This is a genomic window from Nitrospira sp. Ecomares 2.1, assembly GCF_965152585.1.
This window is the reverse complement of record NZ_OZ224219.1, coordinates 3837984-3854919: the sequence shown is the minus strand read 5'-3', so window position 1 is coordinate 3854919 and position 16936 is coordinate 3837984. Positions and strand designations below refer to the sequence as shown.

Sequence of the window (16936 nt, the reverse complement as noted above, 5' to 3'; positions counted from 1 at the left end):
CGGGGCGTAGCGCAGCCCGGTAGCGCACTCGCTTGGGGTGCGAGAGGTCGGAGGTTCAAATCCTCTCGCCCCGACCATGTTTTCCTGCCAGCAGAAGGGGTTTTTTCGTCTCCTCGGTATGATCAGAGCGGAGAGTCGTTTGGGCAGTACGAAGGCTCGCTAGGCTTGTAAGTCCTCCTCTTCAGCCAGCTCCTCACCCTCGGGCATTCCATACGCTACATATTTTGCATAAGAAAGATAAATCTGGCTACTGTCTCTCATGGCCTTTGAGCCGGCCTTCATTCTATGGAATCGGTTTTTGGATTCCTCATCGGTCTGAGTTCCGAGTTGGCTCACGTGGTCCTGTAATAACATGGAATAGCGTTGCATCGCTTGCTCTATTTCCAAATAGGCTTGCAGAATTTCTTCTTGCATGAATGTTCCTCCTAAATAATGTTCTCCACCTTACAAAAGGCCGTTCCCTTGGTCAACTTTCTGGAGTTGTAGGTTGGGAGTTCAGCATGAAGATCACCGAAGCTCGGGAAGGGCAACTTGAGAAGAACGGCCGTTTGACCGGTTTTTTTGATATTCAGTAAAATGCTTGCTGGGTAGGAGGGTTTGCAACGTGTATCCCATCATAACTTTGCTATCTGTGGCATAGTCTGACCGATTCATGAGTCTCCACCCGCCGCGCCATTGGATTTCCGTTGTCATTCCCATTAAAGATGAGCGGGAGAACATCCCGCTCTTGGCGAGCCAATTGCTCAAGTTTTTTGAATCCAGGCCTGAAAGTGGGGCCGCGGCGTTTGAACTCGTGTTTGTGGATGATGGGAGTGTGGACGGGAGTGGACCCTTGCTGGATCAATTAGCCGGACAGTTTCCTGCGGTACTGGTGATCCATTTAGACCGGAATCATGGGCAAACGGCGGCATTCGATGCAGGCTTTCGGGAAGCCAGGGGAGAACTTGTTGCCACCATGGACGGGGATCTGCAGTATGACCCGAATGACTTTGCGAAACTTCTCCCCTATGTGGAACGCTATGATTTAGTGTGTGGGCGACGACAAGCCAGACATGACAGTCTGGTCCGCCGGTGGTCGTCAAAAATTGCCAACCAGGTTCGCAATTGGGCGGTGCATGATGGTATTTCAGATACCGGCTGTTCCTTGAAAGTCTTTAGGCAGGCCGTGGTCAAACGACTTCCTCCATTTAAAAACATGCACCGATTTTACCCGGCGTTGGCGCAAATGTACGGGTTTACGGTGACTGAAATCCCCGTCCAGCATTTTCCAAGAGCCCATGGGACATCAAAATACGGAATTGGCAACAGGCTGTTTGCCGGTCTGTATGATCTCTTCGCAGTCAGGTGGATGCAAAAACGCTGTTTGAACTACACCAAAAAGGGGATCCATCCTCCCCGGAAATCCGAACTGTAGCATTCTTGAAGTGACCATCTGCTGGAAACAATTGAGGCACCACAAATCTAACATGCGATTAGAGGGTTCTGAATGGATGGAACCCTTTTGGCAATTCATTCGCTGCTGCTGACGATGTTCGAATCATTCACAAATACACTCATGGCCATGTCGTTTGAGGAACTCCTCTGGATCGGTTTTGGGTTTTTGGGGCAGGGCATTTTTTTCTCACGCTGGTTGGTGCAATGGGTGGTGTCGGAACGCAACGAGGAAAGCCAGATTCCCATGTCATTCTGGTATATGAGCCTGGTTGGGAGTGTGATTGTACTCACCTACGCCATTCATATTGCCGACCTGGTATTCATGGCCGGCCAAAGCGTCGGCACCGTGGTGTATGTCCGCAATATCATGCTGCTTCATCAAGCCAATAAGCGAGTCGTGAGTGGATAGCTCTCACACTCTCTTTCCGTCCTTTCTTCGATCTTCAATAACGCAATCGCCTCATTTCCATCTGGTGTGTGTATTGCTCCTGGCTGCCTGGCTATTGGGAGTAGAGGGCGGATGGCTTCTTGGTCCGGATTTGGGGGCACTCGGGTTGACGGACCGGGATGAGGGGAGCAATGCGGAAGCCGCAAGGGAAATGCTGGAGACCGGTGATTGGATTTCCCCGACTCTCAACTATGAACCTCGCTATGCCAAACCGGCTTTTGTGTATTGGCTCATCAGCGGGTCCTATGCCCTGTTTGGCATGAATGAGTTTGCCGCGCGGTTGCCTTCGGCTTTATCAGGTCTTTGCCTCCTGTTCCTTCAATATGTGTTTATTCGAAAATGGGCTGGCCCCACCGTGGCCATTTTTGCGTCGTGCATGTTGCTGCTGAATTTGGAGTTTTTGGGCATCAATCGCATGGTGCTGACTGATCCGGAACTGGTCGTGTTCACCACATTGGCCGGCTATAGCTTTTGGCACGCACTCCATCATGAACAGACCAAGCGCTGGCTGTTCGCCATCTTTTATCTGGCTATGGGATGCGGCATGTTGGTCAAGGGGCCCGTGGGCATTATCATACCGCTGGTGGGGGTGATTCCCTATCTGACGTTGACGCGCCAATGGGGAATTTTCTGGCAACGGGGCTTTCCCCTTGTCGGGATCGTGTTAGTTGCCGCTGTCGCGGCTCCCTGGTATGTGATGATGTTTCAAATACATGGGGATGCCTATTGGGCCGCGGCACAGGCCAATACCACCGGACGGTTCATGAATCCTATGGAAGGTCATGGGGGGACGCTTTTATTTTATGTGCCGGTGTTGTTGGTTGGGTTTTTCCCATGGAGTGCCTTTCTCTTTTCCGTACTGTATGACACCTTAAAACGCTGGAAGGCATTCTGGCAAGGACAAGGCCTTGCCACCCAAGAGCAACATTTGGAGTGTTTCCTGAGCCTCTGGGTGGTGGGATTGTTGCTGTTCTTTACCCTCTCGGCCACGCGCCTGCCCCATTACATCTATCCTCTGTTTCCGGCGGCAGCCTTGCTGGTCGCTCTGTGGTGGAAGCGTTTCTTGAGAGAGGACGCGCCGGTTGGACTGATCGCTTCCACTCGAGTCCTCATTGCGGTGGGATACCTCCTGGGTATCGCGATGATGTTTGTGCCGGCGATTTTTCAGTTGTTCATGAAGCAAATTGCCAAAGAATTTCCCGCTGCGGTCAACGTAGACCTGGCGTGGCTTCCCTCACTGGTAGGCCTCGTCATGGTGGTGGGAACCATGCTCATGCGTCAGTGCATGCAATCTGACGCCAAACGCCATCTGGCTTTATGGGTGGGATGCGGGATGATGCTGATCTTTACGGTATTAGTCGCACGAGGAGGACTCTCGATTTACCAACAGTATTTCATCGGCCCCCCGCAGGAATTAGCTGTCATTGCCGGATATAACTTGGGCCCGGATGACCGATTGATACAATTCGGCCGGAAACGCCCCTCCCTCAGTTTTTATGCCAAACGCAAAGTACACTTTCTTGGAGTGAATGACGAAGAACTCCCCCAACACCTTAATGCTCCAGGCCGAAAAATGGCCATTATCCAAACTCAGCTTCGCGGACAACTTCCCGAAGCCATGGCCCAGTGGACTGTCGTTCTGGACCACGGCGGTTTTTCTCTCCTCACCAGCGAACCTTTGCTTTAAATAAAAATGGACGGCCAGGGTTCTGGATTTTCTCCTGGCGTAAGAGCTGAGCTCCCCGGGTCAATGAGTGCTCGGGCTCAAGAATTCCAGCGAATCATCGCACATGCGCCTTTTTATTTGATGGCACAGGAATCGTCCGCGCACGAATGCATCGACCCAAGCTGGGGTGTTGTCGGGTGTTTGGCAGAGGATGTTGCATGCTCCCGTAATAATCCCAGTTCCGCTCCGAGAAGGAGATCGTCATGCACCCCGAACATCTGTCGGTGCAATCCGCCTTGTGCGTTAATCAACACCGTAGTCGGTGTTCCCTGCATCGCATACGCCCGCATGGTTCGGGGAAGCGGATCGCCATCCGGTCCTGGCAGGTCGACGGCAACCGGAAAACGAATGCGGTACTCATGCAGAAACGCGCGAAGCGAGGCCACGCCCATGGCCTCATGGTGTTCGAATACCGTATGCAATCCGATGACTCTGACATCCGGAAAGAGCTTGGCCACGCGCTGAGCCTGAGGCAGGCCATGCGACACGCAGCCGGGGCAGAGCATCTGAAATGCATGAAGAAGCACGACTTGACCCCGAAGCCCTGACAGGCTGAGGGACTCGGGAGTATTGAACCAGTCTGTGGTCTGCCATTCTGGAGCTAACTGGGTTTTCATCAAAGGTCTCCTTGTTTGGTGGTTGAGTATTGGTCTTTCATGCAAGATACTTAACTTGCAGGAGTCTCTCAAGAAGGCACTTTTTGGTAAGGGGGTGGCTGAATGGTTCAGGATGATCCATTGATGGGAGTGGAGTCGGAGTTGCAGGATGGCAGGAAAATTCCTGTGGCTTCGATGGTGGAGAGTATTGTGGGCTGTAAGTGGTCTGTCCGCTTACTCCAGCTTTGTGCCGAGGGGAACAATCGCCCTGGTATGGTGCTCCGGGCATGTCCAGGTTTGTCGGCAAAGGTCATGAATGAGCGATGGCGAAAGATGATCCGTTTCGGCATCATGCGGCGCACGGTGATTGGGATTAAGCCTCCGGTTGAAGTGGAATATCAACTCACCCCGTTCGGTCGTCGGTTCTTGAAAATTCTTGACGAAGTGCGTCGGCTGCAGGAGGCTGTGGATGATGGGGGCAAGTCCAAAACTAACCAGTCCCGGAAGAATGCACAATTGGCTAGTCGCGTCACGACACAAAAAAAGTCGAGAAGATCTTCCTCGTCTGCTTCCTCTTCAAAAGGCTAGTAAGACATTCATAAATGTTTGCCTCACTTTCGTGGGGGGAACCCCCTGGAATCAATTCGTGATGAGGGAATGTGAAGCAATACTCAGCTAAACTTCTGACTCACTTTTTTCAGGATCATATAGAATTCATGGTGCTGGCCTTACAGCTTTACGATGTGTATCGGGAATCCATTTTGGGGTTTGCCAGCAAAAAAGCGCTGGCAGGTAAAGGCACCGCAAGTGTGGCCCCCACCTCTCGTATCAACGTGATGTTCTGTGTTGCCGGGTTTCGTCCCGGCAGGCGAGGCCCTTTTGTTTCGGCAAAAGGACCCAAAACCAATGACGCCCCGCCCGGTTTCATAGGATGGGGCGGACACAGGCTACGGGAGGGCGGACCAACTCGCTGCGCTCAAACAAGGCCCGCCTAATGATAAGAGTGTCCGCCCCTGGAGCCGGGCAGCAGGCGTCGGACAATCATGTGAAGAAAAATGAATTTGCCGGCCATTGTGCTAAAGAGCCTTGATTGAGGGGGGCAGGAAGACAAATATCCATATTTTGTGCGTATCAATCTAATCGGGTTTTTTACTATGAAAATAGTCAGTTGGAATTGTAACGGAGCACTTAGAAAAAAGATGCAACAGCTTTCCACGTTGGAAGCTGACATATATGTCATTCAAGAGTGTGAAGATCCAAACCAATCACCAGTTCAAGTGTATAAAGATTGGGGCAAGAACTATCTATGGATAGGCAAGAATAAGAGCAGGGGGATAGGAATATTTGCCAAGCCAGATATCTCCTTGGAACTAATGACGATAGATTCTGGCCGGCTTGAGTATTTTTTGCCCTGCTTAGTCAATAAGAGCTTTTTTCTTTTAGCCGTGTGGACACGGGAGGCTAATTCACCGACTTTTAAGTACATCGGCCAAATGTGGAAGTATCTTCAACAAAATAAAATCCATTTTTCAAACCCATATTCCATCATAATTGGAGACTTTAATAGTAACTCACGTTGGGATGCCTGGGATCGCTGGTGGAACCATTCAGATGTAGTAAGAGAATTGGAAGATTTGGGAATCGTCAGTCTCTACCACGCTCAAACTGGAGAAGAGCAAGGCAAGGAGAATCAGCCAACATTTTTTATGTATAGAAAGCCTGAGAAACCCTACCACATTGATTATGCCTTCATTTCAAAGGACATGATGCGTGGTTCAATGATGGAAATCGGGTTTCCCGCCGATTGGCTGGCATTTAGTGATCATATGCCATTAGTAGTGGATCTAATAACTAGTCACCCTGCTTCAACGCCAGCCACACCATACCCAAAACGATAGATCACTACATATCTACGCAGAAGACAAAAAAAGGCAGGTCCTTCGATCAGGCATCAAGCTAATTTTCTGATTGTAAGGGGGGCGCCATTTTTTTTGGGAAAAATTCTAAGAAATATTGGCGGGGGAGGAAGGTGTGTTCTTTGGACAATGTAAAGCCGGCTTGTTTCATGTCCTGGATGACTTGTTCTTTCGGAACAAGGTGGCGTTTTGAAAAGCCGAGTGTGCCTGATCGCTCATCGGCATAGTAGTCGATGATGACCACACGTCCGTTGGGCTTGAGCGCAGGCTTAGTGTTGGCCAGATAGTCGATCTGATCTTCCAGGTGATGATAGACATCGCACAAGAATACGATGTCGGCGTTGTTCCCGGAAAATGTGGGACCTTCTGACTCGGCCAGAACAAAACGGACTCTGTTGGCGAGTCCAATTTTTTCCAACTTTCCTTTGTTGTAATTCAACATTTTCTGTTCGACATCGATGGCGATGACCTGCCCCTTTTCTCCCACCGATTCGGCAAAGCGACGGGTGAAATAACCCGAGCCTGCGCCGATATCAATCACCATCATGCCAGGCGTGAGATTCAGGGCCTCAATGACTTTTTCGGGTTGTTGGTGCTGATCCCGTTCCGGGCGTTCAAGAGCGTGAATGTATCTGTTGATATCCCATGTTTTATGGGCGCAGCTTGCGGTAAGACTGGCGAAAAAAGAGACAAGCAGGAGGCAATGCCACAAGGGCCGGTTGTATGGCTTTATTTGAGAGACGATTCGACCCTTCATAGTTCCTACCTTTCAATTCGTGTGTGAGTTTTGGGTTAACTTTCGAAAGGAAATTGATTTACTTACATAACGTTTGTGCCGTTGAATTACAAGTATCATTCAAGAATTTGATGAGGAGATTGTCGGTTTTGCGTATCACTAAGATTGGCATGCAGATATTCAGCACCCGAAAGGTACTCCCATCAGGGACATGGGTACATTGATTTTTAAGGGATTTAGCTCTTTCTTTTGAATTCCATCTTCACATCTGATTTTTCCCCCGCACATGACTTTTGACTGATTTTTGACGGCTTATCCTAAAATATCAAAAATTCACCTTCAAGGGTTTTTGACAGTTACGGCTTGGCAGGCGAGGTATAGGATGAAGTGAATACCATTAAATTTCCATGTGCCGGGAACCTCACTCATTTCACTTTCGGAAAGGAGGCTTATAAAAAAGCATTTTCTTCTGTCCTACACTGGCAAATCCTGGATACCGTTTCATGGTGCTGTTTTAGGAAGAGGAAAATGGAGTATGAGGATCGAGGAAATTTCTGGATATGCCGAGATGATGAGTCCTACAAATAAATCCAATCAGGAGGCATTATGAAAAACGTAATTAAAAATAAATCTATTGTATTAATGGGAAGTTTGGCCGGGACCTGTTTGCTGGCGACAGTCGCCTTTGCCAACCCTGGGTTATTGCCGGATCATGCCGGTTACCCGATGAAAGAATCGAAAAGTCCAGTGAGTGGCGTTCCCACGGCCAATGATCCAGGACAAGAAAATATGTATGGCCAAAAAGCCTTGAATGCTGCAACGAAAGAATACACTGAAGATCTGAAAACCCGTCGGTCCGGTCCTGAGGGAGCAAACGAATCAGAGAGCCAGAAACCGATGGGTGATCGGACTCAAATGGGTGATCAGGACCAGATGACGGGTCAGGAACATATGACGAGCCAGGAACATAAGACGGGACAGGAGCAAGCGGCCAGCCAGCACCCGAAGGAAGGTCAAAATCAAATGAGAGGGTTAGACCAGATAAAGAGCCAGAGCCATAGCGGGATGGAAACCGGTAAGTAGTGACGGGGCAAACCCCGAATCTTGGACAATCTCCAAACTCTACACAGGACTCCCGCTGAGGTAATTTCTCGCTATCAATTAACGGTCATTCCGAGGGGGCTGTAATGAGCTCCCTCGGCATAAGGATTATCGGCTTATTTTGAAGGAAGTGCCCGATCCCGATAGGCAGTGAATGGTGGGTTCTATTATTACGCGGGCAAAAGTGAACCTGATCGAATGATGAAAGTCAGGAGGGCAAGGAAAAACATACCGAGTCCTATAATTGCTTCAATCCAAAGGGGATTGAGCCCTGCCAAGAAGTTATTCTCGTTTCCGGTTGTTAATTCGTATTGACTTCCCATCCACCAAATCATCCCCGTCATTAGACCTGCTCCCAGCACTACCACACTTCCTGTTGTGGTCGCTAATCCAAGTCCCATAAGCAGGCGCGGCCATTGAGGTGGCAATCGTCCTGAAGATGAGCTTCCTGGGGAAGAAAGTTCCCGAATCCACCAGAGTCTGAGACCCAATCCTACCCCTAACGCCATTAGCCCGAGAAAAAGTGAGAGAGACGGTTCCAACTCAATGCCTGGATGGGGAACAATAATCCAAACCATTCCAAATGCCGTGACCAGCCAGGGGAGTCCATGTGTGAGTGTGTGCTGAGAGAGCCTCTTCCACTTGTGTGGAGGATGAATGATGATCAGGGCGGTTCCGATCCCCACCAGTATTCCCCCCAGCACATCCGTAGGAAAATGGGCGCCGGAGATGACACGGCATATTCCACCAAACGCGGCTAACCCGAACCACAGGTATCGGGCATTGGGAAAATAATGCGCAAGAACCGTGGCCACGGAAAATGAAGCGGTGGTATGACCGGATGGAAAGGAGTCCCATCCACTTTCAAATGACGGGGCGATTTCCCAGTCCTGACCTTGCTTGAGTCTTGGGCGGGGGCGGCCGATGGTGTGTTTCAATATTTGAGTGAAAAGTCCGGCGACGCCATGTGCGAGTAAGGTATGAATACATGCAGACTTCCAGGCCGGCCATCCAAGCCGGAATCCCACTGCCCCAATTCCCAATGAAATGAGCACCAGAGTCAGTCCGTCTCCTAAATGATTTCCTACATTGCCAATGTGGTCGATGGCCGGATGCGTGAAACTGTGAACGATCTGGATGGTCGGGCCATCGACCAGAGCCAGAGAAGCGAACAAGCCAAAAAAGAGGAGCCCGGATAGTCCGAATACCACAAGAGGGGACTGGGGGAGGAGAAATTGCGAACGTCGAGGTGAAGGAGATGCGGGTGATTGGTCAGTCACAGGATACTAGCGAGAACCATATGGATGGATTTCTACCCTGGCAGGAAGGCCCGCACAGAGAGGATTTTGGTTTCTGAATCCTCCCCTTTGTAAGGGATTTCATTCCGAAGAGGAATGAAAGAGGTGGGGTAGCGATACGAAAAGAAGAGAGCATACCGCAAAATGAGACTAGTTGATTTTTGCATGTTTCTACTTCCCCATCACCCCTCCTTACAAAGGAGGAAAAAATTCAAGATGATTTACGGTACCCAGTCAGCGAGAAAGATATTGAATTCTTTTGGGTTGGCGGCATTCCGATCGGATGACCATACCACCTGTTTTCCGTCTGGCGAGAACATCGGAAAACTATTGAAGTGCCCATTGAAGGTAATTTGTTCGGGGTGCGTGCCATCCTCGTTGATGATATGCAGGTGAAAGGATGGCCGCCCCTGATGATCGGGCGGGGTCGACAAGTTGGAGGAATAGATGATGCGTTTTCCATCCTGAGCAAAGAAGGGAGCAAAATTCGATCGCCCGTTGTGAGTGACCTGTATTTTGTCGGAACCATCAGCATTCATGATGAAGATTTCCAGGTTTGACGGCTCCACAAGGTTTTGACTGAGCAGGTCACGATAGGCCTTCAGGTCTTCGTCAGTTTTCGGATGGTGGGCCCGATAGACAATCCTTTTGTTGTCGGGAGAAAAAAAGGCTCCGCCATCATACCCGACTTCCTGCGTCAGGCGTTTCAGATTCTTTCCATCGATATCCATCGTGTACACATCTAAATCTCCATCACGTATGGAAGTGAAGACAATGCGTTTTCCATCCGGGGAGATGGTGGCTTCTGCATCGTAGCCTTGGGCGGAGGTCAACCGTTGTAAGTCCCGTCCGCCGATATTCATGGAGAAGATGTCATAATCATCCAGGGCCCACCGGTAGCGTTCCGTCCTCTCGGGGGCGGGTGGACAAAATTGACTCATGATATGGGTGGAGGAAAAGAGCACACGCCGGCCACCGGGAAAAAAGTATCCGCATGTGGAGCCGCCCAGCCCGAGGCTGACTCGCCGGACATTTGTACCGTCCAGGTCCATGATATAGATTTGATAGCAGGATCTGAGCGTCTTGCCATCCGGTTCCAGGGTTGATTGGTACACCAACCGGTTACCCTCGGCTGAAAAATAGGCTTCAGCATTTTTCCCCGAAAACGTGAGCTGCCGGATATTGGCCAGATGCGGTTCCGGTTGATCCTGCTTGGCGGGGGGTTCCCCGGCCAGAGCCGTATTCCACAACAGCAGGAAGGACAGCAGGCTAAACAGGAGCATGTTTTGTATCGAAATTTTTGATGGATGAACAGAGAAGGTCGGATGCATTCATGAACCTCACGGTGAATGGCGAATAATCTCGCGTGCAGAGTGTACGGGTTGAAACATCCCCCGGGCAATCACTTTTCCTTGTTTGAAAACCAGATAGCTATCCCACCCGTAAAAAAACAACAGCCGTGAAACGGGCGTAACGGCATCAGGAGACCACCCGAAAAAAAATGTGACGGTATGGTTCGCATCCCGGGGATGAGCGCAGGAAATCAGGAAGGCCATCTCCGGGCCTTCGAATGTCTGTTCCTGAATGGAGATGTGTCCCGGATGCATGTCTATGCTTTTTTCACAACTATTGAAGGAACTGGATTCCAATAAGCGTTGGGCAGAGGATCCGATGACCAGATATGAGGCCGATTCAGAAATGACCGGATCATCGGATAGGATGGTCTCAATGCCGGGTTGTGTCTCAAGACGTTGAAGCAGCGTTTCCAGGCTTTGCGCCTCATCCGTGGTCATGGTCTGAGGTCTGATGAGAATGCGACGGGTGTCGGTTTCCCACCTATTCAACATGGGCGGAATTTGTGCACGGTGAAGGCCGAGCAGAAGATGGTGCTCCGGATCAATGGCGAGTGTCGTTGGATTTGCGGGGAGATCCAGGGTAAAAGGTTGTGCGGCCCGGTCCACATTGAGAACGGCGTCATGAATGCGTTCTCCTTGGAGATCGAGGTGAAGGGGAAGACGGATGGTGAATACGGGTTCGTCCTGCAGGATTGTTCCCGTCAAGGTGAATCGTCCCTCTTGCGTGGGATCTTCCTGGATGAGGATGTCCTGGATATCCAGGGTTGGAGCACCGGGTTGATCGATCCATTGATGAAAAAACCACCCGAGGTCTCTTTCAGCGGCTTTTGAAAATATCCGGAGAAGATCGTTCCACTCCAGATAGGTTCCGGTCCCTTCCTGAATAATCCCGCGAACCCCCTTGAAAAATGCCACGTCTCCCATTTCCTGGCGAAGCATGTGAAATGCCATGGCAGTTTTTTGGTACCCAATGGCATTATCCAGCCTGGTTTCTTTGTGGTGGAATGCCCGTACCGGATATTCCTTGTCCGGCTCCGCATACAGATTATATTCATAGACCATCCGTCGTCGGGTGTTGAAGGCCTCCTGCTGATTGCCCCTGGCCTCGTCATAATAGTAATTGGAGAGATAGGTGGTGAGCCCTTCCACCCAGTTGCCTTGAGCAAAGTTATTAAAGACAGAATTTCCGAACCAGGAATGGACGATTTCATGGCCAAGAGAATAGGGTTGGGTATATCCGCGCCGAATCACTCCTTCTCCTAGGAGGGTGAATGAGGGGAGTCCAAGTCCGCTTGGGAAAAAATTTTCCACGACAGCAAATTTGGTAAACGGGTAAGGACCCAGGAGCTCGGTATACATTTGAAGGTAGTCGATGGTCGCTTCTATATATTGCGTGGCCAGGTGGGCGTCTTCCGGGTAGAGGTAGGTGGCGAGTTGAATGCCTTTCCATTCCTGTTTCTGCACCACAAAATGATTGGCAGCCAACGTCAGGGCTTCACTCGGAAGGTTCACTCTCCATTGGGTGGTTCGGTGCCCGTCGGTAACGGCATTGGCAATTTCCCGGCCCTGGGTGATCGCTTCCCAGTCTGAAGGGAGGCGGAGGGTGAGATCATACGTTGAGAGGGTCTGCTCCAAGGTGGGAAACCAGAATGTTTCATACGTCAGATACACGCCGTTGGGTCCAATATGTCCGTTGGTGTCATCCGGCCTGACAAAGCGAAGTCCGCCCGAGGCTGTTGGAGAATCATCAATCTGCCCATGGTACGTCAGTGTGAGGACCGCCGGTTGGTCCGGACCGTCAAGGGGAGGCAGGGGAATTTCAATAACCCGACGCGTTGATCCCGGCTGCACGGTCTGGCCTTCAGAGGGGGGAGGGACCGGAACCAATTTGCCGTTGAATTCGACCCGATCGATTGTGAGTTGAGGATTCAGGATGAAGGAGACGGATGAGTTGGCGCGATGGGATGGTGGAAGATTGATGGTGTCCAATCCGGTCATGGCATGGGTGTCAGGATTCAGTTCAATCTCTAATTTATGGTGAATGGGCGTCAATGGGTTGGCTTGGAGCGGACTCGCGCTCGCCAGCCACAGCCATGCCAACGCCAGGATAAATGATGGGACTTGAATTGCTGGAGGAAGGATTGGGTGACTGAAACTCACAAGATAATTTCCTTGTTGAATTGATGAATACAGTTTCGCTTTCCGGCAGAATATTTTGGGAGGAAGAAGGCCGTGCTGTTTTAGGCTAGGGGGGGTCCCTTGGGAGTAAGGCCTCGACAAACGCTGAAGCGTTAAAATCCTGGAGGTCCGCTTCTCCTTCTCCTACGCCGATCAAACGAATGGGAAGATTGAGTTCGTCGACGATCGCTACGACCACTCCGCCTTTGGAGGTTCCATCCAGTTTGGTCAAGGCTAATCCGGTGACGCCGAGTGACTCATGAAATTGTCGGGCTTGTGCAATGGCATTCTGCCCCAATGTGCCATCCAGGACCAGGAGGGTTTCGTGGGGGGCGCCGGGCATTTCCCGCGCAATGATTCGTTTGATCTTTTTCAATTCATCCATCAAATTGATTTTGGTGTGCAGCCGTCCGGCGGTATCGATGAGGACGACGTCCACATTTCGAGCTTTCGCGGCGACCATGCCATCAAACACCACGGCGGCAGGATCGGAGCCCTGCTTCTGCTTGATCACCTCGATGCCTGTGCGCTTTCCCCAAATATCCAATTGTTCAATTGCCGCAGCCCGGAAAGTGTCGCCGGCGACAAAGAGGGTGTGTAACCCTTGTTGCTTCAACTGGTTCCCGAGTTTGGCAATGGTCGTGGTTTTGCCGACACCGTTGATGCCTATGGTCAAGATAATAAAGGGACGTGGGCCGCGTCGAATGAGTTGTTCCAGCGGTTCGGTTTCGCCCTTACGAAGAATGTCCATGAGAAGAGTATGGAGGACCGCTGTCGGATCGGTCCCGCTGAACACCCGAGTTTTATCTTTCAGCATCTCAAGGAATTGCTCGATGGTGTGTATGCCGACATCGGCTTCCAGGAGACTGGCTTCGACCTCTTCCAGTGCGACGGGGTCCAAGTGGCCCCGCCCCAGGCGACGCAATGACTTTTGCACGGACTGGCGTGTTTTTGCTAATCCATTCTGAAGACGTTCAACCCATTTCATAGTGTATGTACCCGAATATCATGGCAAGTGAATGATCCCTGTCCTATGTTATGCGAGAAGACGGGGAACAGGCGAAAGACGACGGAAAATTGTCTGCTCTTTTCGTTTCATCCGTTTGGCTTCCCGTTCGGTTGTTTCATGGTCATACCCCAGGAGGTGAAGGGTGCCATGGATGAGCAAACGCAGGATTTCTTCATCGGCCGTGTTGTTAAACCTTGAGGCTTGAGCCAGGGCCACGGGGATACAAATCACGACATCTCCCACGAATGCCTGTGACGACTGTAAGACATCCTGCATGGGGAAGGCTAGCACATCTGTCGCATAGTCCCGCTCCCGGTAGGTCCGGTTAAGTTTCTGCATGCGAGTCTTGCCGACGAAGGTGAGGCTCAGATTGGCCGAAGGATACCCTGCCTGTTGTAACACAGCTTGCGTCAGTCGGCGAACTATCGTGGGGCGAACGGCTACTCGCCGGAGGTGAGAACGAAGCCACACAGCCATCGTGTTTTACCGCGTGGGCCTCTGGCCATTGGTGTCGGATTTTGAATGATTTCCAGGCGATGCGGTCGAATGGTCGGAAGAGATGTTGTGCGGGCTATTGTTGGGCAGTTGGTGTTCAAACCGATCGTACGCTTTGATAATTTCTTTGACCAACCGATGTCGGACCACATCCTGTTCGGAAAAATAGACAAACTGTATGCCGTCAATATTGAGGAGAATATCGGCAATCTGCGCCAACCCGGATTTCTGTGAATCGGGAAGATCGATTTGGGTGATATCACCGGTCACAATGGCCTTGGAATTGAGTCCGAGTCTGGTTAAAAACATTTTCATTTGTTCCGTGGTGGCGTTTTGAGCTTCGTCCAGGATGACAAAGGCATCGTCGAGCGTTCGTCCCCGCATGAACGCCAGGGGAGCGATTTCAATTTCACCACGTTCGAGGAGCCGATTGGCCCGATCAATGTCCATCATGTTGTACAACGCATCGTATAGGGGACGTAAATAGGGGTGCACTTTGGCAAAGAGGTCTCCTGGGAGAAAGCCGAGATGTTCCCCTGCTTCCACGGCTGGCCGTGCGAGGATGATCCGACTGACCTGTTTATGCGTGAGCGCTGCCAACGCCATGGCCATGGCCAGATAGGTTTTCCCCGTGCCGGCCGGGCCAATGGCAATGACGAGATCTGATTGATTAATGGCTTCGAGATAGGCTTGCTGATTGGGGGTTTTCGGGTTAACGGTTCCTTTTTTTGTCGGAAGCGCGCTTGCCGAAACAGTATAGGGTTTGAGTGGAGTGTCCGGTTTTTCTTCTGTCGCCAGTATGGCTCGTGAAATATCGTCAGGTTTCAGTTCGTAATAGGTTCGAGTCCAATCGGCTAATTCCCGCAAAATATGTTCGGCCCGCAGAACTGACTCCGGTTGACCATGAAGGGTGATTTCATCCCCCCGGGCCGCCATTCGGACCTGGAGTTCCCCTTCGATCATTTTGAGGTGCAGATCATGCGGGCCGAAAAGATTCGCTAAATCGACCCCTTCTCGTAGTTTAAATTTTCGCACGTAGGATTCGATTCACCTCCGGTTAGCCACAAGAACACTCATAGACAGATTCTAGCAAAGGTTTAAGGTTGGCTCAAGGAACGAAATGGAAGGATTACCGTCTCTTTTGGCAGCTCGAACAAAAAAATGAGCTGCGCTCACTTTGCATGCGCGTGATGAGGGTTGAACACCCATGCGAACATGGCAATCCTGCTTTCTGATAGACCTGATGCGCTTCCTGGAAGTGACCTTGTGATCCATCGGGAGCACGAAAGTCTCTGATGGAAGAGCCTCCGGCAAGAATGGCCTCCTGTAATACGGTCTGCATGGTGTCATAGAGCCGTTGACAGGTTGAGACGCTCAGCCGATAGCCGTGAGCCTGGGGGTGCACTCCGGCGCGAAATAGAATTTCATTGGCGTAAATGTTTCCAATTCCAGCGAGGCGATGTTGATCGAGGAGAAAGGGTTTCAGTCTACCTCGGCAGCTTTGAATGAGCTTAATGAAGGGTTGGGCACCGATATTCATGGCGTCAGAGCCGAATCGGCGTTGCATGAAAGCTTCCAATTCCGGTGCGGCGAACAGCCAGAGCCGGCCAAATCGTCGAGGATTCCAGTAATGCAACTCACTGGTCGGAACTCCGGAAATCTTGATGCGGCAATGGATATGTTGTGGAGTTGAGGCCAAGGCTGGATGGAAAAACCATAGTCCGGTCATGCCCTGCTCCGAAAGAAGATACCGGGTTTCGTTGTCTCGATGGCAGGTGAAGATGAGACATTTACCCCTCCTGGCAATATTGGTGATCGTGGAGTGCTGAAACCAGGGAATGAAGTCATGTCCGGTGCGGACAATATCCGAACGGTGAATGGTGAGCCTTTCAATGGTCCCACCCAGGACACGCCGGTTCAGATGGTTGAGGATGACTTCGACTTCAGGGAGCTCGGGCATAGAAGATTACGCGGGGAAACTCAATAGTTTGAGTGCACGTGGGTCAGTTTTTCCTTAATTTGGTCTGGAAGGTTGTATCAGATTCGACGTAGCACTGGGTATTGCCATGTTCATTTATTGGTGAGGTGTCTAATTCGGGCAAGGCAATAGACTCCGGCTCACGTGTGATCGGATGGGATTGAGCTAATCTCTGAACGGGAGGCCTGGCCCGTGTAGAGAATTTAGAGGGTTTGGTTGCGGGATCTCTGGCAGGAAGCCTATACTTTGACCAGGGCATGTTCACCAGAGTGGATAAGGAAGAAGAATGACACAATTAAGCATCAAGCAGGTTGAAGAACGGTTAGGGGAAGTGAAGTGCCCAATTTGCAAGGCCAATCGCTTTGGAATCGATTCCAGGACGGCAACGGAAGACGGGGAATGGAAAGCGATTTGTATCGGGTGTCATTATATGTTTCCCGTCCATACCGATATGGAGTTTTATGTACAGACACAACCGGATATTCCCTATCATCTTAAAGAAATTCCCTGTCCATCCTGTCGACATCGCGGGGTGTCCCTGGATTTGAGGGCGGTGCTCTCGGTTCGTGAATCGGTCTATTTTGTGACTTGTCCCGGTTGCCAACACAAGTTCCCTGAGCGGTCACATCTGGAATCGTTTGAGTAATCATTGTAGAGGAGATTGTC

At 50.8% G+C, this 16936-nt stretch carries 18 protein-coding genes and 1 tRNA gene; 9 read left to right on the top strand and 10 right to left on the bottom strand.

What is annotated here, in order from left to right:
• Nucleotides 1-77 (top strand) — tRNA-Pro (locus ACWHYD_RS17100).
• A gap of 82 nt (nt 78-159) precedes the next feature.
• On the opposite strand, the gene ACWHYD_RS17095 is transcribed toward ACWHYD_RS17100, so the two are convergent.
• Nucleotides 160-414 (bottom strand): hypothetical protein, encoded by a 255-nt coding sequence (locus ACWHYD_RS17095; protein ID WP_447963229.1) that lies wholly within the window; start codon nt 412-414, stop codon nt 160-162.
• 238 nt (nt 415-652) lie between these two features.
• Between ACWHYD_RS17095 and ACWHYD_RS17090 the strand changes: the two genes are divergently transcribed.
• From ACWHYD_RS17090 to ACWHYD_RS17080, 3 genes are all read left to right on the top strand, one after another.
• A complete protein-coding gene (locus tag ACWHYD_RS17090) occupies nt 653-1414 on the top strand; it encodes a glycosyltransferase family 2 protein (protein WP_447963228.1) in 762 nt (253 codons plus the stop codon).
• Between the two features lie 72 nt (nt 1415-1486).
• Nucleotides 1487-1843 carry a lipid-A-disaccharide synthase N-terminal domain-containing protein gene (locus ACWHYD_RS17085; RefSeq protein ID WP_447963227.1) on the top strand — a complete coding sequence of 119 codons (357 nt, stop codon included), beginning with the start codon at nt 1487-1489 and terminating at the stop codon, nt 1841-1843.
• Complete coding sequence (locus ACWHYD_RS17080) at nt 1836-3569, top strand: ArnT family glycosyltransferase (protein ID WP_447963226.1); 1734 nt, start codon at nt 1836-1838, stop codon at nt 3567-3569. Before ACWHYD_RS17085 ends, ACWHYD_RS17080 begins: the two co-directional genes overlap by 8 nt.
• A gap of 113 nt (nt 3570-3682) precedes the next feature.
• Here the strand turns inward: ACWHYD_RS17080 and ACWHYD_RS17075 are convergent, their stop codons facing one another.
• The gene (locus tag ACWHYD_RS17075) at nt 3683-4225 is read right to left on the bottom strand and encodes a redoxin domain-containing protein (RefSeq protein WP_447963225.1); all 543 of its coding nucleotides are present in this window, start codon (nt 4223-4225) and stop codon (nt 3683-3685) included.
• A gap of 102 nt (nt 4226-4327) precedes the next feature.
• On the opposite strand from ACWHYD_RS17075, the gene ACWHYD_RS17070 reads away from it, so the two are divergent.
• From ACWHYD_RS17070 to ACWHYD_RS17060, 3 genes are all read left to right on the top strand, one after another.
• A complete protein-coding gene (locus tag ACWHYD_RS17070) occupies nt 4328-4792 on the top strand; it encodes a winged helix-turn-helix transcriptional regulator (protein WP_447963224.1) in 465 nt (154 codons plus the stop codon).
• Nucleotides 4793-4863: 71 nt separating this feature from the next.
• Nucleotides 4864-5199, top strand: coding sequence for a hypothetical protein (locus tag ACWHYD_RS17065; RefSeq protein WP_447963223.1), 336 nt, complete (start codon nt 4864-4866; stop codon nt 5197-5199).
• 159 nt (nt 5200-5358) lie between these two features.
• The gene (locus ACWHYD_RS17060; protein WP_447963222.1) at nt 5359-6102 is read left to right on the top strand and encodes an endonuclease/exonuclease/phosphatase family protein; all 744 of its coding nucleotides are present in this window, start codon (nt 5359-5361) and stop codon (nt 6100-6102) included.
• A 58-nt stretch (nt 6103-6160) separates the two neighbouring features.
• On the opposite strand, the gene ACWHYD_RS17055 is transcribed toward ACWHYD_RS17060, so the two are convergent.
• Nucleotides 6161-6877, bottom strand: coding sequence for a class I SAM-dependent methyltransferase (locus ACWHYD_RS17055; protein ID WP_447963221.1), 717 nt, complete (start codon nt 6875-6877; stop codon nt 6161-6163).
• Between the two features lie 585 nt (nt 6878-7462).
• Here ACWHYD_RS17055 and ACWHYD_RS17050 point away from each other — a divergent pair.
• Nucleotides 7463-7939: a hypothetical protein gene (locus ACWHYD_RS17050; protein WP_447963220.1), complete on the top strand. Its 477-nt coding sequence runs from the start codon at nt 7463-7465 to the stop codon at nt 7937-7939.
• Between the two features lie 188 nt (nt 7940-8127).
• On the opposite strand, the gene ACWHYD_RS17045 is transcribed toward ACWHYD_RS17050, so the two are convergent.
• The 7 genes from ACWHYD_RS17045 to mutM form a co-directional block, all read right to left on the bottom strand.
• The gene (locus ACWHYD_RS17045) at nt 8128-9237 is read right to left on the bottom strand and encodes a phosphatase PAP2 family protein (protein ID WP_447963219.1); all 1110 of its coding nucleotides are present in this window, start codon (nt 9235-9237) and stop codon (nt 8128-8130) included.
• Between the two features lie 239 nt (nt 9238-9476).
• Nucleotides 9477-10586 carry a TolB family protein gene (locus ACWHYD_RS17040; RefSeq protein WP_447963218.1) on the bottom strand — a complete coding sequence of 370 codons (1110 nt, stop codon included), beginning with the start codon at nt 10584-10586 and terminating at the stop codon, nt 9477-9479.
• A 9-nt stretch (nt 10587-10595) separates the two neighbouring features.
• On the bottom strand, nt 10596-12770 hold the full coding sequence (locus ACWHYD_RS17035) for a M1 family metallopeptidase (protein ID WP_447963217.1): 2175 nt from the start codon (nt 12768-12770) through the stop codon (nt 10596-10598).
• Nucleotides 12771-12855: 85 nt separating this feature from the next.
• Nucleotides 12856-13776, bottom strand: a complete 921-nt coding sequence (gene ftsY / locus ACWHYD_RS17030) for a signal recognition particle-docking protein FtsY (protein ID WP_447963216.1) — start codon at nt 13774-13776, stop codon at nt 12856-12858.
• Between the two features lie 48 nt (nt 13777-13824).
• The gene (gene ybeY, locus ACWHYD_RS17025; protein WP_447963215.1) at nt 13825-14274 is read right to left on the bottom strand and encodes an rRNA maturation RNase YbeY; all 450 of its coding nucleotides are present in this window, start codon (nt 14272-14274) and stop codon (nt 13825-13827) included.
• A gap of 6 nt (nt 14275-14280) precedes the next feature.
• Nucleotides 14281-15327: a PhoH family protein gene (locus ACWHYD_RS17020; protein WP_447963214.1), complete on the bottom strand. Its 1047-nt coding sequence runs from the start codon at nt 15325-15327 to the stop codon at nt 14281-14283.
• A gap of 94 nt (nt 15328-15421) precedes the next feature.
• On the bottom strand, nt 15422-16252 hold the full coding sequence (gene mutM, locus ACWHYD_RS17015) for a bifunctional DNA-formamidopyrimidine glycosylase/DNA-(apurinic or apyrimidinic site) lyase (RefSeq protein WP_447963213.1): 831 nt from the start codon (nt 16250-16252) through the stop codon (nt 15422-15424).
• A gap of 304 nt (nt 16253-16556) precedes the next feature.
• On the opposite strand from mutM, the gene ACWHYD_RS17010 reads away from it, so the two are divergent.
• Nucleotides 16557-16916, top strand: a complete 360-nt coding sequence (locus tag ACWHYD_RS17010) for a hypothetical protein (protein WP_447963212.1) — start codon at nt 16557-16559, stop codon at nt 16914-16916.
• Nucleotides 16917-16936 lie beyond the last annotated feature (20 nt).